This window comes from Faecalibacterium sp. An77 (assembly GCF_002161315.1).
GTDB lineage: Bacteria > Bacillota > Clostridia > Oscillospirales > Ruminococcaceae > Faecalibacterium.
The window spans coordinates 26,455-41,074 of record NZ_NFHK01000010.1; the positions used below are offsets into that span (position 1 = coordinate 26,455).

Consider the following 14,620-nt stretch of genomic DNA (forward strand, 5'->3'; position numbering starts at 1 on the left):
GAAAACAAAAAAGCGCCTGTTTTCACAGGCGTTTGGCACGAAAACAATAAAAATATTTTTATAAAATTATTTTTGCTTTTTATCTTCAGCGGAGGGCTGAGTGGCTTGCTTATACTGTTTGGATTTGGGGAAAGGCAGGCCCAGCACCAGCGAGATGCTGATAGCCAGAGCTGCCGCGATTTTGACGGTATCGGCGGCGCTGGCGGCCATCTGGACGTTATCATTCTGGATAAAATAGTAGGCGGTATAGTAAATGCCGGCGCCGGGCACCAGGGGGAAAATGCCGCTCAGGAGAAAGACCGTCACCGGGGCCTTGAGGGTTACCGCAAAGATGCGGGCCAGCAACGTCAGCGGGATTGCGGCCAGCAGGTTGGCGGTGACAGCCCCCACCCCCAGCATCACCGCCAGCTCATAAGCGAGCCAGCCCACGGCGCCGGTGGTGGCGCAGGCCAGGTAGCACTTGCGGGGAATGCCGAACAGCATTCCGAAGCAGAGGGTGCCCACCCCGCCAAAGATAAACTGCCGCAGCAGCTCAAAGATTTGTGCGCTCGTCATGCCACCGTCACCCCCGTCAGAAGGGTATGGGCCCGCAGCACAAGGCCGGTGCCGCAGGCCAGGCAGGCGGCCACCAGGATCGCGTCGATCAGCCGGATGGTGCCGGACAGATAGTCCCCTTTCACAAAATCCCGGATGGACATGGTAAAGGCCACGCCGGGGGTCAGGATCATCAGTGCGCCGATGACGGCGTGGTTGACGCTGGCCCCCAGGGCCCCGCACACCAGGATGCACACCAGGGTGATGAGGGCCGCGCCGGTGATTTTCTGAATCAGGGCAGGCAGGCGCCGGCACAGCCACAGATACAGGTTGACGGTGCCTCCGGCGGCCGCGGCGGCCACCGCCTCCCAAATGCCGCCCCCAAACATCATGGCGAAGGCCGCCGACCCGATGGCCCCGCTCAGCACCTGGGTCAGTCCCCCGGGGAAGGGAATCCGCCGGGCGGCCACCAGCTGCAGCTCGGCCTGTTCCAGGTTCACCTGGCCCGCTGCAATTTCCCGCGACAGCTCGTTCACCGCCGCCACACGGCCCAGATGGATCGTGCGCACCGGCACGTTCCGCACTTCGCTGATTTCCGCGGTGCCGGCGCTGGCAAAAATGCCGTTGGTCAGCACATATACGTGAAATTCCCGCAGGTGCAGGCTGCGGGCCATGATCTGCATGGTCTGCTCCGCCCGGAACACCTCGGCTCCGTTTTCCAGCAGGGTCTGCCCTGCTGCCATGATGAAATCCATAATACGGCGGCGTTCCTCGCCGTCGGGGTAAAGCTGGATGTTCTCCGCCATACTCTCCTCCTGTTATGGGGGCGGGGCCCCTTGTTCACCCTAATACTTTACCACGAAGGCCCGCACTGCACAAGCAAAAAAAGATTCACTTTGCCTGTTGACAAATTGTCCTGCGGTGGATACAATAAAAACAATATCACAAAATTGGCTGTGAAGAGAAGAGTAAGCTCTCGCATTGACCCCTTCCAGAGAGCCTGGACGGTGGAAGCAGGCGGGGAACAGGGAGCTGAAAATGGTCTCGGAGCTGCGCGGGCGAGGAGCAAGAGCACCAAGCCTGCGACGGGTGCGCCCGTTACAGCGTCCGGCTGTACGCAGAAAAATTTCTGCCGCAGCATCGAGGCCGCGCCCCGCAAGGGACCGGCAAAACAAGGTGGTACCACGGAAGCATTCTGCTCTCGTCCTTGCAGGCATGGAGGCCTGTACGGACGGGAGTTTTTATTTTTCCGTCGCAAAACACGAACGCAAGAAGCATTTTATGTGGGATAGTAAGAGAGGTTTTGATTATGCTGAAGATTTCGCGCCGCAATTTCCTGAAAGTCACCGGTGCTGCCGCCGCAGCCGCCGCCCTGGCCGCCTGCTCCTCCGGCAATGGCAGCTCGGCCCAGCTCCATGTGGCTGTGCCCAACGACACCACCAATGAGGCCCGCGCCCTGCAGCTGCTGGAGAAGAATGGCTTCTTCACCCTGAAAGAGGGCGCCGGCATCACCGCCACCAAGAACGACATCGCCGAGAACCCCCACAACATCGTCATCGACGAGGTGGAGGCCGCCCAGGTTCCCAACGTCCTGCAGGATGAGGACTACGCCGTCATCAACTCCAACTACGCCATCGCCGCCGGTCTGGACCCCATGACCCAGGCTCTGGCCATGGAGGACGGCACTTCCGACTACGTCAACGTGCTGGTCTGCAAGGAAGGCAACGAGGAGAACCCCCTCATCAAGGCTCTGGCCGCTGCCCTGGAGAGCCAGCAGGTCAAGGACTTCATGCTGGAGCAGTACGGCGGCGCCGTGGTGTCGGTGGTGGAGAACCCCACCGATGGCTATGACCCCACCGTGGACTACGACGCTCTGAACGGCCAGACCGTCAGCTGCGCCGCCACCCCCGCTCCCCACTGCGAGGTGCTGGAGGTCTGCGTCCCCATTCTGGAGGCCAAGGGCATCACCCTGGACATCCAGGAGTACGACGACTACATCATCCCCAACAACATCGTGGAGGATGGCACCGTCGACACCAACTACTTCCAGCATCAGCCCTACCTGGACGACTTCAATGAGCAGAACGGCACCCACCTGGTGACCGTGGCCGGCATCCACGTGGAGCCCATGGGCATCTACGGCGGCAAGCAGACCAGCCTCGACGCCATCCAGGCCTGACACGCGCAAAAGGAGCATCCGCTGTGATTGAGATCAAACATCTGTCCAAGACCTTCCAGATGAAGGACGGCGCCGTCGAGGCCCTGCAGGACATCAACTTAACCATCCCCGACGGGATGATCTACGGCATCATCGGCATGTCGGGCGCAGGCAAGAGCACCCTGGTGCGGTGCATCAACCTGCTGGAACGGCCCACCTCCGGCTCGGTGGTCATTGACGGCACCGCCATGGAGACCCTCTCCCCCGCCGATCTGCGGGCCCGCCGCCGGGAGATCACCATGATCTTCCAGCAGTTCAACCTGCTGATGCAGCGCAGCTGCCTGAAAAACGTCTGCTTCCCCATGGAGCTGGCCGGCGTCAAAAAGGCCGACGCCGAAAAGCGCGCCCGGGAACTGATGCAGACGGTGGGCCTGCCCGACAAGGCCGAGGCCTACCCGGCCCAGCTGTCGGGCGGCCAGCGCCAGCGTGTGGCCATCGCCCGCGCCCTGGCCACCAACCCCAAGGTTCTGCTGTGCGACGAGGCCACCAGCGCCCTGGACCCCGACACCACCCGCTCCATCCTCTCCCTGATCCGGGAGATCAACCAGAAACTGGGCATCACCGTGGTGGTCATCACCCACCAGATGAGCGTGGTGGAGGCCATCTGCGACCGGGTGGCCATTCTGGACGGAGGCCGCGTGGTGGAGGAAGGCGCTGTGCAGGAGATCTTTGCCCGGCCCAAGACCGCGGCAGCCCGCCGTCTGGTGGCTCCCGGCGGCGGCAAGGCCTCCCGCGAGCTGGCCTCCTTCGCCCCCGATGACCACGTCATCCGCCTGACCTTCAACGGCTCCTCCACCTCCAAGCCCCTGGTGGCCAGTCTGGCGGCCGAGACCGGCATCCTGGTCAGCGTCCTCAGCGCCGATACCCGTGATCTCAACGACCAGTGCTTTGGCAGCATGATGCTGCGCCTGCCCCGGGATGTGTCCGAGGCCCGCCGGGCCGTGGACTACATCAAGGTTCAGCCCGGCGTAACAGTAGAGGAGGTGACCGGCCTGTGACGGTACAAGATTTTGCATTTGCGGTCTGGGAGACCTTTTATATTACGGTGCTGTCCACCGCCTTCGCCCTGGTGCTGGGTCTGCCTCTGGGCGTCCTGCTGGTGGCCGGCGACAAGGACGGGGTGCTCCCCCTGCCCGGCTGGCTGATGCACGCCCTCAACGTGGTCATCAACATCCTGCGCAGCATCCCCTTCCTGATCCTGATGATCTGCGTGTTCCCCCTGTCCCGCTTCATCATCGGCACCACGGTGGGCACCAACGCCACCATCGTGCCCCTGGTGGTGGCCTCCTTCCCCTTTGTGGCCCGTCTGGTGGAGACCAGTCTGCGGGAGCTGGACGCCGGCGTCATTGAGGCCGCCCAGAGCATGGGCGCCACCCCCTTCCAGATCATCACCAAGGTCATGATCCCCGAGAGCCTGCCCAGCCTGATTTCCAGCATGACCACCGCCCTCACCACCATTCTGGGCTATTCGGCCATGTCCGGCGCCATCGGCGGCGGCGGCCTGGGCAAGATCGCCATTTCCTACGGCTACTACCGCTATCAGGCCAACATCATGCTGATAGCCGTGGTCCTGCTGATCGTTCTCGTTCAGCTGTTCCAGACCGTGGGCACCGCCCTGTCCAACCACAGCGACAAACGCCTGCGCAAATAAACCATCCTGTCATGTATGAAAGGAGTTTTCTGCCATGAATCGCGACACCATCTGCGTCCAGGGAGGCTACACCCCCGGCAACGGCGAACCCCGCCAGATTCCCATCATCCAGTCCACCACCTTTAAATACTCCACCAGCGAGGACATGGGCAAGCTGTTCGACCTGGAGGCCGACGGCTACTTCTATTCCCGCCTGCAGAACCCCACCTGCGACGCCGTCGCCCGCAAGATTGCGGCTCTGGAGGGGGGCACCGCCGCCATGCTGACTTCCAGCGGCCAGGCGGCCAACTTCTTCGCCCTGTTCAACATCTGCCAGTGCGGCGACCACATCGTCTCCTCCTCCACCATCTACGGCGGCACCTTCAACCTGATCTCGGTCACCATGGCCAAGATGGGCGTGGAGGTCACCTTCGTGGAGCCCACCTGCACCGAGGAAGAGCTGAACGCTGCGTTCCGGCCCAACACCAAGGCTGTGTTCGGCGAGACCATCGCCAACCCCGCCCTGACGGTTCTGGACATTGAGAAGTTCGCCAAGGCCGCCCACGCCCACGGCGTACCCCTGATTGTGGACAACACCTTCCCCACCCCCGTCAACTGCCGGCCCATCGAGTGGGGCGCCGACATCGTCACCCACTCCACCACCAAGTATATGGACGGCCACGGCGCCTGCATCGGCGGCGCCATCGTGGACAGCGGCAAGTTTGACTGGATGGCCCACGCCGACAAGTTCCCCGGCCTGTGCACCCCCGACGACAGCTACCACGGCATCACCTATGCCGAGCGCTTCGGCAAGGAAGGCGCCTTCATCACCAAGGCCACCGCACAGCTGATGCGTGACTTTGGCTGCTGCCAGTCTCCCCAGTCCGCTTTCATCCTGAACCTGGGCCTGGAGAGCCTCCATGTCCGGATGGCCCGCCACTGCGCCAACGCGCTGGCGGTGGCCCAGTTCCTGGAGAAGCACCCCAAGGTGGCCTATGTGGATTACTGCGGTCTGGAATCCAGCCCCTACCACGCTCTGGCCCAGAAGTACCTGCCCAACGGCAGCTGCGGCGTGGTGTCCTTCGGTCTGGCCGGCGGCCGTGAGGCAGCCAGCACCTTCATGAAGTCCCTGAAGCTGGCCGCCATCGAGACCCACGTGGCCGACGCCCGCACCTGCTGCCTGAACCCCGCCTCCAGCACCCACCGTCAGATGAACGACGAACAGCTGAAGGCCGCCGGCGTTCCCGCCGAGCTGGTGCGCATGAGCTGCGGTCTGGAGTCCAGCGAGGACCTGATCGCCGACATCGCCCAGGCCCTGGACCAGGTCTGAACCCTATTCCATGAAATTGTTTGAAGGAGGCCCGCCCCCATGCCGCTGATTATCCCCAAGACTCTGCCAGCCTACGATGCCCTGTACGCTGAGAATATCTTTGTCATGCACCGGGAACGGGCCCTCTCCCAGCACATCCGGCCTCTGGAAATCGCGATCCTCAACCTGATGCCCACCAAGATCGCCACCGAGACCCAGATCGCCCGGCTGCTGGCCAACAGCCCTCTGCAGGTCCACATGACCCTGCTGCAGACCGCCAGCCACGCCGCCACCCACGTGTCGGCCGCCCATCTGGAGGCCTTTTACAAAACCTTCGACGAGGTGCGGAACCGCCGCTTCGACGGCATGATCATCACCGGCGCGCCGGTGGAGACCATTCCCTTTGAGGAGGTGGACTACTGGCCCGAGCTGTGCGAGATCATGGAGTACTCCAAGACCAACGTCTACTCCACCCTCCATGTCTGCTGGGGCGCCCAGGCCGGTCTGTACTACCACTACGGCGTCCGCAAGGAGCTGCTGCCCGCCAAGATGTTCGGCATCTTCCCCCACCGGGTCACCCGGCCAGCAAACCCGCTGGTGCGGGGCTTTGACGAGGTGTTCTACGCCCCCCACAGCCGTCACACCGGCATCTGCGTGGAGGACGTAAAGAGCTGCCCGGCCCTCCGGGTGCTGGCCTCCAGCGACGAGGCAGGGCCCTTCCTGTTGAGCACCGAGAACGGCCGTCAGATTTTTGTCACCGGCCACCCCGAGTACGACCAGCTGACCCTGGACGCCGAGTACCGCCGGGATGTAGCCAAGGGGCTGCCCATTGCGCCCCCCAAGAACTACTATCCCAACGACGACCCCAGCCAGCCCCCCATCTTCCGCTGGCGGGCCCATGCGCACCTGCTCTATTCCAACTGGCTGAACTACTACGTCTATCAGAACACACCCTACGACCTGGACAAGCTGGACAGCGTCTGATCTTTCACAGGGCCCCGTCGAGGCAGACCGCCCCACGACAGGGCCCTGTTTTTTCAGGAGGTTTTCTCTATGGGTATCGAATTCCGCTGGGGGTTCCGGGTGGGCAGTCTGCCCCACGGCCCCCTCAACAAAATCAGCGACGTGCCCGGGGTGACGGTGGGCCACTGCACCCTGGCCCGGGGCGACGTCCAGACCGGCGTTACCGCCCTGCTGCCCCATCCCGGGGACACCTTCCACGAAAAGGTCCTGGCGGCGTCCCATGTCATCAACGGCTTCGGCAAGACCATCGGCCTGGTGCAGATTGACGAGCTGGGCACCCTGGAAACCCCTATCCTGTTCACCAACACCCTGAGCGTGGGCACCGCCGCCACCGCCCTGGTGAAGTACATGCTGGACCGCTGCCCCGACATCTGCGAGACCACCGGCAGCATCAACCCGGTGGTGTGCGAGTGCAACGACAGCGGCCTGAACGACATCCGGGGCCTTCACGTCACCGAGGCGGACGCCCTTGCGGCCCTGGCCGACTGCCGCGCCGACTTTGCCGAGGGCGCCGTGGGCGCCGGCCGCGGGATGCGGTGCCACGGCCTGAAAGGAGGCATCGGCTCCTCCTCCCGGGCGGTGGAACTGGACGGCCAGACCTACCACATGGGCGCGCTGGTGCTGTCCAACCACGCCAAGTTCGACGACCTGATAGTGGCAGGGGTGCCGGTGGCCCAGCGTCTGGAACAGGCCGCCCAGGTGCCGCCCCACGAGGACAAGGGCTCCATCATCACGGTGCTGGCCACCGACGTTCCCCTGTCCGAGCGGCAGCTGGGCCGGATCGCCCGCCGTGCCATTGTGGGCCTGAGCCGCACCGGCTCCTACTGCGGCAACGGCAGCGGCGAAATTGTCATCGCCTTCTCCACCGGCAACCGCATTTCCCACTACCCCCAGAGCGACCTGGTGCCTCTGCGGGCAGCGGCAGAAAACAAAATGGATCTCCTGTTCCGCGCCGCCGCCGAGTGCGTGGAGGAGAGCGTCCTGTCCTCTCTGCTCCACGCCGAAACCGTCACCGGCCGGAACGGCCTCACCGTCCGCAGCCTGGCCGACCTGCTGCAGGGCCGGCCCGACTAACCCCCATCATCCGGAAAGGAGAACGCTGAAATGGACATCATGGAACTTCTCGCCACCCGCCGCACCTACCGCCGTTTTGCCCAAAAGCCGGTGCCGGCCGACGTCATCGCCGACATGATTGAGGCGGTGCGCCTGTCCTCCTGCGGGGCCAACCGGCAGGCTGTCCGGCTGGTCATCGCCGCCAAGCCCGAGGACGTGGCCCGCATCCAGCCCCTGGTGAAGTGGGCCGCCTATCTGCCTCCCGAGCAGGGCACCCCCAAGCCGGAGGAGCTGCCCACCCTGTTTGTGGCGGTGGTGCAGGACACCACCATTCCCGGGGACCTGGACACCGACACCGGCATCGCTCTGGCCAACCTGACCCTGGCCGCCTGGGCCAAGGGGGTGGGCAGCTGCATCATGGGGGCCATCGACCGTCCCCGCCTGACCCAGCTGCTGGGCCTGTCTGAGACTGAAAAGCTCCACACCATGGTGGCCCTGGGCTATCCCACCCACGACGCCCGGGTCGTTCCCCTGACGGTGGCCACCGGCGTCAAATATTACCTGGACGACAACCGGGACTACTGCGTCCCCAAGCGCAGCGCCGAGGAAATCGCCCGCTATCTGTAAACCCCCTGGTTTTGGCCTCCGCCTTTTCAGGCGGGGGCTTTTTGCTGGAAGGGGCCCCGAAGTAATTTGCATATATACGACGATTCAGGTCGATTTGCGTATAAGTTATCTCAAATTGGTTTCAAATCACTCGTGTTTTCTGCACAAGGCTTGACTTTTCAATTTGTACAAACTATACTACTGGTTGTCGTCGGGAGGATTCCCGACTAAACGCCGCATCGTGTGTTTGCGGCCTATGGGCGGGTCGCCCGCCCCTGCCTGAATTTGTTTTTTGCAAGATAAGAGGAGTGTATGAATATGAAGAAGATTTCTCGCCGCAGCTTCCTGGTGGCTGCCGGTATTTCCGCCGCTATGGCTCTGACCGCCTGCTCCAGCTCCAGCTCTTCCACCGCCGCTTCCAGCACCGCCAGCAGCGCTGCTTCCGCCGCTGACTCTGCTGCTTCCTCCACCCAGGCCATCCAGACCCTGGACGACCTGGCCGGCAAGGTCGTGGGCGTCCAGCTGGGCACCACCGGCGACCTGCTGATGAGCGAAGAAGTGGGCGAGGGCGAGGACAAGCTGGGCATCGCCAGCGTCGAGCAGTACAACAAGGGCGCTGACGCTGTGCAGGCTCTGCTGACCAACAAGATCGACGCCGTCTGCATCGACGACCAGGTGGCCAAGAACTTCGTCGAGGCCAACCCCGATCAGCTGACCACCCTGGACACCGCTTTCGCTGAGGAGAGCTACGCCATCGCCGTCAGCAAGGAGAACCCCGACCTGACCGAGGCTTTCAACACCGCCATCGCTGAGCTGAAGGAGGACGGCACTCTGGACGCCATCCTGGACAAGTACATCGCCAAGGTGGAGGGCGCCGAGGGCTACACCACTCCCGAAGGCACCGAGTACCCCAACGGCACCCTGGTCATGGCTACCAACGCCGCCTTCGAGCCCTATGAGTACATCGAGAACGGCGAGATTGTGGGCATCGACGCTGAGTTCGGCAAGGCTCTGTGCGACAAGCTGGGCTACGAGCTGCAGATCGAGGACATGGAGTTCGACTCCATCATCGCTGCCGTCAACAGCGGCAAGGCTGACTTCGGCATGGCCGGCATGACCATCACCGAGGAGCGCCAGGAGCAGATCGACTTCACCGATACCTACTGCACCGCTGCACAGGCCATCATCGTGCTGAAGTAAGCGATCTCTAAAAAAAGAGAAAAACTCTTTACAAACTGCAATTTTTGTGGTTTTATAAGAGATGCGGAGGACAGAGCCCGGGCGCGAATCCTGGCTCTGTCCCTTCTCTTTATGTATATATGCATAAAAATTCAAAATCTGTGCATATTTGTTCCACCCCGTCTGCCCTGCAAGGAGGATTCCATGTCCATGTTCCAAAACCTGTGGGCGGAGCTTGTCAGCGAGTTTACCGCCACTTTTATCACAGAGCAGCGTTATCTGCTGTTTCTGAACGGTTTGAAAACCACCCTGATTGTCGCCTTTGCGGCGGCGGCTCTGGGCGTTGTGCTGGGTTTCATTCTGGCCTACATCCGCACCACCTATGACCAGACCGGTCATCTGCGGATCCTGAACGCCCTGGCCAAGGTCTATCTGACCGTCATCCGCGGCACCCCCACCATGATCCAGCTGCTGATCATGTACTTTGTCATCTTCGGCTCGGTGAAGATCGACAAGATGCCGGTGGCCATCCTGGCCTTCGGCATCAACAGCGGCGCCTATGTGGCCGAGATTTTCCGCAGCGGCATCATGAGCATCCCTCCGGGACAGATGGAGGCCGCCCGCAGCCTGGGCCTGAACTACACCCAGGCCACCTGGAAAATCATCCTGCCCCAGGCGGTCAAGAACGTCCTGCCCGCCCTGGGCAACGAGGTCATCGTCCTGCTGAAGGAGACCTCCATCAGCGGCTACATCGCCCTGCAGGACTTGACCAAGGCCGGCGACATCGTCCGCAGCCGCACCTACAGCGCCTTCTTCCCCTATATCTCGGTGGCTGTGATCTATCTGGTGCTGGTGCTCTGCCTGGAGAAACTGCTGAATTATATGGAAGGGAGGCTGGCACGCAGTGACCGCTAAAGAAAAAATCATCGAAGTCCGCGGGCTGAAAAAGACCTACGGCGGCGAGAAAAAGCGGGGTTACAAGGGCCTGACCCCCACCCTGGACGTCCTGAAAGGGATTGACATTGACATCTACCGCGGCGACGTGGTCTGCCTGATCGGCCCCTCGGGCTGCGGCAAATCCACCTTTCTGCGGTGCCTGAACCGGCTGGAAAAGCCCACCGGCGGCGTCATCAAGTTTGAGGGCATCGAGGTCAACGAGGACCATATCGACAAGCTGCGCCAGAAGATGGGGATGGTGTTCCAGCACTTCAACCTGTTCCCCCACATGACGGTGAAGGAAAACCTCTGCATGGCCCCCACCCTCCTGAAGCTGAAGTCCAGGGAGGAAGCCGCCCAAAAGGCGGAGGAACTGCTGGCCCGCGTGGGCCTGTCGGACAAAGCCGACGTCTACCCCGCCAGCCTGTCCGGCGGCCAGCAGCAGCGCATCGCCATCGCCCGGGCCCTGGCCATGGACCCCGACGTGATCCTGTTCGACGAGCCCACCTCGGCCCTGGACCCCGAGATGGTGGGCGAGGTTCTGGCCCTGATGAAGGAGCTGGCCCACACCGGCATCACCATGCTGGTGGTCACCCACGAGATGGGCTTTGCCCGTGAGGTGTCCAACCGGGTGATCTTCATTGACGAGGGAACCATCCAGGAGGACGAGCCCCCTGAGGAGCTGTTCTCCAACCCCAAGAACCCCCGGCTGAAAGCATTCCTGTCCAAAATGCTCTGATTGCAATAAAAACCCGGCAGACGGTGCCCCGTGCACTGCCTGCCGTTTTTTTGTTGGGTTATTTCTGACGAAGATACTTGAAAGGTTCTCCCCTTCCCATCCAGCAAAAAACCGGCAGCCCATGTTTTCCACAGGCTGCCGGGGAAGGGTGAAACATTACAGGTTGCTGTTTTCCGAGCCGGCGTCTGCGCCGGTCTCCTGGGTGTAGAGGATCATCAGATGGCTGGCGCTGGCCTCCAGGGTTTCCTTGGCCTGGCGGAGGGCGGCCTCCTCGGCGTCGTTCATCTTCTCGGGGTGATCCTTGCGGATGCTCTTGCGCAGGGCGGCCAGATCCGCCTTGATCCGGTTCTTTTCCTCTTTGTCGATCTCCTTTTTGCACTTGGAGAGGGCCTCGTCCACCTTATAGGCCAGAATCTCGGCCTGGTTGTGGAGCTCCAGACGGCCCTTCCGGCGGCTGTCCTCCGCCTCATAGGCGGCGGCGTCCGCCATGGCCCGCTGGATTTCGCTCTCGGACAGGTTGGTGGAACCGGTGATGGTGATGTTCTGTTCCCGGCCGGTGCCCAGATCCTTGGCCGAGACCTTCACCACGCCGTTGACGTCGATGTCAAAGGTCACCTCGATCTGGGGCTTGGAGGAGAACCCGGCCCGGATGCCGCCCAGCTTGAACTTGCCCAGAGACTTGTTGTCCTTGGCAAAGCGGCGCTCTCCCTGCAGGACGTTGATTTCCACCGAGGTCTGCATGGGACGGGCGGTGGTGAAAATCTGGCTCTTGCGGGTGGGAATCATGCTGTTGCGGGTGATGAGGGGGGTGGCGATGCCGCCCAGGGTCTCAATGGATAGGGTCAGGGGGGTGACGTCCATCAGGACCAGGCCCTGCGCTGCCGCACCGGTGGCGCCGGCCAGCTTGCCGCCGCCCTGCAGCAGGCCGCCCTGAATGGCGGCGCCCATGGCCACGCACTCGTCGGGGTTGAGGGTATGGCTGGGCTCCATCCCCAGCAGCTCCTTCACCTGGCGGGTCACCGCCGGCATCCGGGTGCTGCCGCCCACCAGCAGGACCCGGCCCAGATCGGAGGCCGACAGTCCTGCATCCCGCAGGGCGTTGTTCACCGGCTCGATGGTGCGGGCCAGCAGGTCGCTGGTCATCATCTCAAACTGGGGGCGGGTCAGGGTGGCGTCGATGTGATGGGGACCATCCTTGCCCACCGCGATAAAGGGCAGATTGATCTGGGCCGAGGGGGCGCTGGACAGCTCCTTCTTGGCCTTTTCGGCCTCCTCTTTCAGGCGGCCCATGGCGGCGGGGTCCCGGGTCAGGTCGATGCGGTCGGTCTTTTTGAACTCCTGCACCAGCCAGTCCACGATCCGGGCGTCAAAGTCGTCGCCGCCCAGCCGGGTATCGCCGCCGGTGGCCAGCACCGTGAAGGTGCCGTCTTCAATCTCAATGATGGACACGTCGAAGGTGCCGCCGCCCAGGTCATAGACCAGAATCTTCTGGGGGGCCTCGTTGTCCAGGCCATAGGCCACTGCGGCAGCGGTGGGCTCGTTGATGATCCGCAGGACGTTGAGGCCCGCAATGCGGCCGGCATCCTGGGTGGCCTTGCGCTGGCTGTCGTCAAAGTAGGCCGGCACCGTGATGACCGCCTCGGTGACCTTCTCGCCCAGATAGCTCTCGGCGTCCCGGCGCAGCTTGGACAGAATCATGGCGCTGATCTCCTGGGGAGTCAGGTCCTTGCCGTCGATATGCACCCGGTAGTCACTGCCCATCCGGCGCTTGATGCTGGACACCGTCCGGCCTGCGTTGGTGGCCAGCTGGCGCTTGGCCGCACCGCCCACCAGACGCTCTCCGTCCTTGGTAAATGCCACCACCGACGGGGTGGTGCGCTCGCCCTCGGCGTTGGTGATGACCACCGGCTTGCCGCCCTCTACCACCGCCACACAGGAATTGGTGGTGCCCAGGTCAATCCCGATCACTTTGCCCATATGTGAAATCCTCTTTTCCTTCTATGCCTATGTCGGGACAAAACGCGCGTCCCGATTTCAGTCTTTGTTTCCCCTTTATTGTAGCGTGTGAATATGGCTGTTTTTCAGCTTAAATGTAAAGATTCTATGTTCACCTGGGCTTCCAGCTCCTTCATCCGCTCGGGAAGCCCCGCAGTGCCGGCGTAGGTCTTGCGGATATAGGCCTGCATCTCCCGGACGGCGGTGCGCAGTTCCCGCTCCACCGCCTCGTCCTTCTCCTCCCGGGACAGCAGATTCAGCCCGTGGATGGCCTCGGCCAGAAGCCGGACCATCCGGTCGGTGTCGGTGCTGCTGGCCTCGGTCTGGGCCAGCCGCAGGCACACCACCGGCCAGCTGGTGATATCCATATCCATCTCGGCCATGGACCGGGCCTTGCGGTAGGCCATCAGGGCCTTGCCGGGGTCCCCCGGGGTCCGGGCGGTGCCTGCGCCGTACCGGTCCCCCAGAGCCACCTGGGCCAGCACATCCCCCCGGGCGGCGGCCTTTTTCCACAGGCTCAGGGCCTTGCGGCGGTCTTTGGGGATGCCCAGGCCCCGGTCATAGCATTCGGCCAGACGCCGGATGCCCTCGGGATAATCCAGGGCCGCCGCCGTGGCGAAGAGGGGCTCCGCCTCCTCCCATTTGCCCTGGCCGGCCAGTTCCTGCCCGCGGCGGGTTTCGGCCTCACCGGGGGTATCCTCACCGCCCCGGGCATACACCAGCCCCCGCATGATGCTCTTGTCCAGCGCGGCCGACCTGCCCCAGGGATTCACCACCAGGCCGGTCCAGTCCTCCCGGCCCAGAGCATCCTCCAGCACCTGCTGGAAGGGCAGCTGCACCACCGGCAGGCCCAACGTGGCGGGGTTGCCGTCCGCCTCCTCCGGCTTGGTGAACACCGGCAGCATCTTCTGGCCCTTGGGGGTGGTGAGCACCCAAAAGGGCAGTCCTTCCGCCCGCTGGGCCGGGATGGGACTGCCCGCCCAGCTGAACTGGCTCCGCTGCCCGCCGGGGGACAACTGAACCGGCACCAGCACCTGGGTCTGCATCTGCAGGGCATAGTTCAGCCCCTTGATGAGGGCCCAGAAGCGGTTTTCCCGCTCGGCGTCCCCCGCCTGATACAGCCGCTGGATGGCCAGTTCCACCGCCGGGCACCCGGTGAACACCGGGCTGTACCGCAGCGGCGCAGGCTCTTTTCTCCGGTTTTTGACCGGCCGGTACCGGATCTGTTTCTTCCCGCTTGCCATGGGTGACCTCCTGCCTCTCCATCGGCGCGCCGCAGATGGCACGCCCTCCGGGAACGCCCGCGGCGGAGCCGCGTCCTTCCGGCGTTTCCCGGGGCCGTCCCGAGCAGTTTTTCTGCCCATGAAGGACGGCGTTTAAGGCTTTTTTCTGTATTTG

Annotated in this window: 14 protein-coding genes and 1 other annotated feature; of the genes, 10 read left to right on the forward strand and 4 right to left on the reverse strand. The window is 63.1% G+C overall.

Annotation, left to right across the window (positions count from 1 at the left end; translation table 11 throughout):
* Positions 1-66: 66 nt before the first annotated feature.
* The gene (locus B5G28_RS05340) at positions 67-555 is read right to left on the reverse strand and encodes a threonine/serine exporter family protein (protein ID WP_087246690.1); all 489 of its coding nucleotides are present in this window, start codon (positions 553-555) and stop codon (positions 67-69) included.
* Positions 552-1,340, reverse strand: coding sequence for a threonine/serine exporter family protein (locus B5G28_RS05345; RefSeq protein ID WP_087246691.1), 789 nt, complete (start codon positions 1,338-1,340; stop codon positions 552-554). Before B5G28_RS05345 ends, B5G28_RS05340 begins: the two co-directional genes overlap by 4 nt.
* Positions 1,341-1,481: 141 nt before the next feature.
* Positions 1,482-1,746 (forward strand) — a binding site (T-box leader).
* A gap of 97 nt (positions 1,747-1,843) precedes the next feature.
* On the opposite strand from B5G28_RS05345, the gene B5G28_RS05350 reads away from it, so the two are divergent.
* The 10 genes from B5G28_RS05350 (at position 1,844) to B5G28_RS05395 (ending at position 11,227) form a co-directional block, all read left to right on the forward strand.
* On the forward strand, positions 1,844-2,713 hold the full coding sequence (locus tag B5G28_RS05350; RefSeq protein ID WP_087246692.1) for a MetQ/NlpA family ABC transporter substrate-binding protein: 870 nt from the start codon (positions 1,844-1,846) through the stop codon (positions 2,711-2,713).
* A 23-nt stretch (positions 2,714-2,736) separates the two neighbouring features.
* Positions 2,737-3,750, forward strand: a complete 1,014-nt coding sequence (locus tag B5G28_RS05355) for an ATP-binding cassette domain-containing protein (RefSeq protein WP_087246693.1) — start codon at positions 2,737-2,739, stop codon at positions 3,748-3,750.
* The gene (locus B5G28_RS05360; protein WP_087246694.1) at positions 3,747-4,403 is read left to right on the forward strand and encodes a methionine ABC transporter permease; all 657 of its coding nucleotides are present in this window, start codon (positions 3,747-3,749) and stop codon (positions 4,401-4,403) included. The genes B5G28_RS05355 and B5G28_RS05360 overlap by 4 nt, the downstream gene beginning before the upstream one ends.
* Before the next feature lie 34 nt (positions 4,404-4,437).
* Positions 4,438-5,712, forward strand: a complete 1,275-nt coding sequence (locus B5G28_RS05365) for an O-acetylhomoserine aminocarboxypropyltransferase/cysteine synthase family protein (protein ID WP_087246695.1) — start codon at positions 4,438-4,440, stop codon at positions 5,710-5,712.
* 39 nt (positions 5,713-5,751) lie between these two features.
* Positions 5,752-6,675 carry a homoserine O-succinyltransferase gene (gene metA, locus B5G28_RS05370; RefSeq protein WP_087246696.1) on the forward strand — a complete coding sequence of 308 codons (924 nt, stop codon included), beginning with the start codon at positions 5,752-5,754 and terminating at the stop codon, positions 6,673-6,675.
* Between the two features lie 69 nt (positions 6,676-6,744).
* A complete protein-coding gene (locus tag B5G28_RS05375) occupies positions 6,745-7,788 on the forward strand; it encodes a P1 family peptidase (protein ID WP_087246697.1) in 1,044 nt (347 codons plus the stop codon).
* Positions 7,789-7,818: 30 nt separating this feature from the next.
* Positions 7,819-8,394, forward strand: coding sequence for a nitroreductase family protein (locus B5G28_RS05380; protein ID WP_087246698.1), 576 nt, complete (start codon positions 7,819-7,821; stop codon positions 8,392-8,394).
* A gap of 297 nt (positions 8,395-8,691) precedes the next feature.
* Entirely contained in the window at positions 8,692-9,573 is an 882-nt protein-coding gene (locus B5G28_RS05385) for a transporter substrate-binding domain-containing protein (RefSeq protein ID WP_242956764.1), read from the forward strand.
* A 183-nt stretch (positions 9,574-9,756) separates the two neighbouring features.
* Positions 9,757-10,467 (forward strand): amino acid ABC transporter permease, encoded by a 711-nt coding sequence (locus B5G28_RS05390; protein ID WP_242967470.1) that lies wholly within the window; start codon positions 9,757-9,759, stop codon positions 10,465-10,467.
* Entirely contained in the window at positions 10,457-11,227 is a 771-nt protein-coding gene (locus B5G28_RS05395; protein ID WP_087246699.1) for an amino acid ABC transporter ATP-binding protein, read from the forward strand. Before B5G28_RS05390 ends, B5G28_RS05395 begins: the two co-directional genes overlap by 11 nt.
* 156 nt (positions 11,228-11,383) lie before the next feature.
* Here B5G28_RS05395 and dnaK read toward each other — a convergent pair whose 3' ends face one another.
* Together dnaK and B5G28_RS05405 are read right to left on the reverse strand one after the other, a co-directional pair.
* Complete coding sequence (gene dnaK, locus B5G28_RS05400; protein WP_087246700.1) at positions 11,384-13,204, reverse strand: molecular chaperone DnaK; 1,821 nt, start codon at positions 13,202-13,204, stop codon at positions 11,384-11,386.
* 104 nt (positions 13,205-13,308) lie between these two features.
* Positions 13,309-14,466, reverse strand: coding sequence for an SseB family protein (locus B5G28_RS05405; protein WP_158099583.1), 1,158 nt, complete (start codon positions 14,464-14,466; stop codon positions 13,309-13,311).
* Positions 14,467-14,620 lie beyond the last annotated feature (154 nt).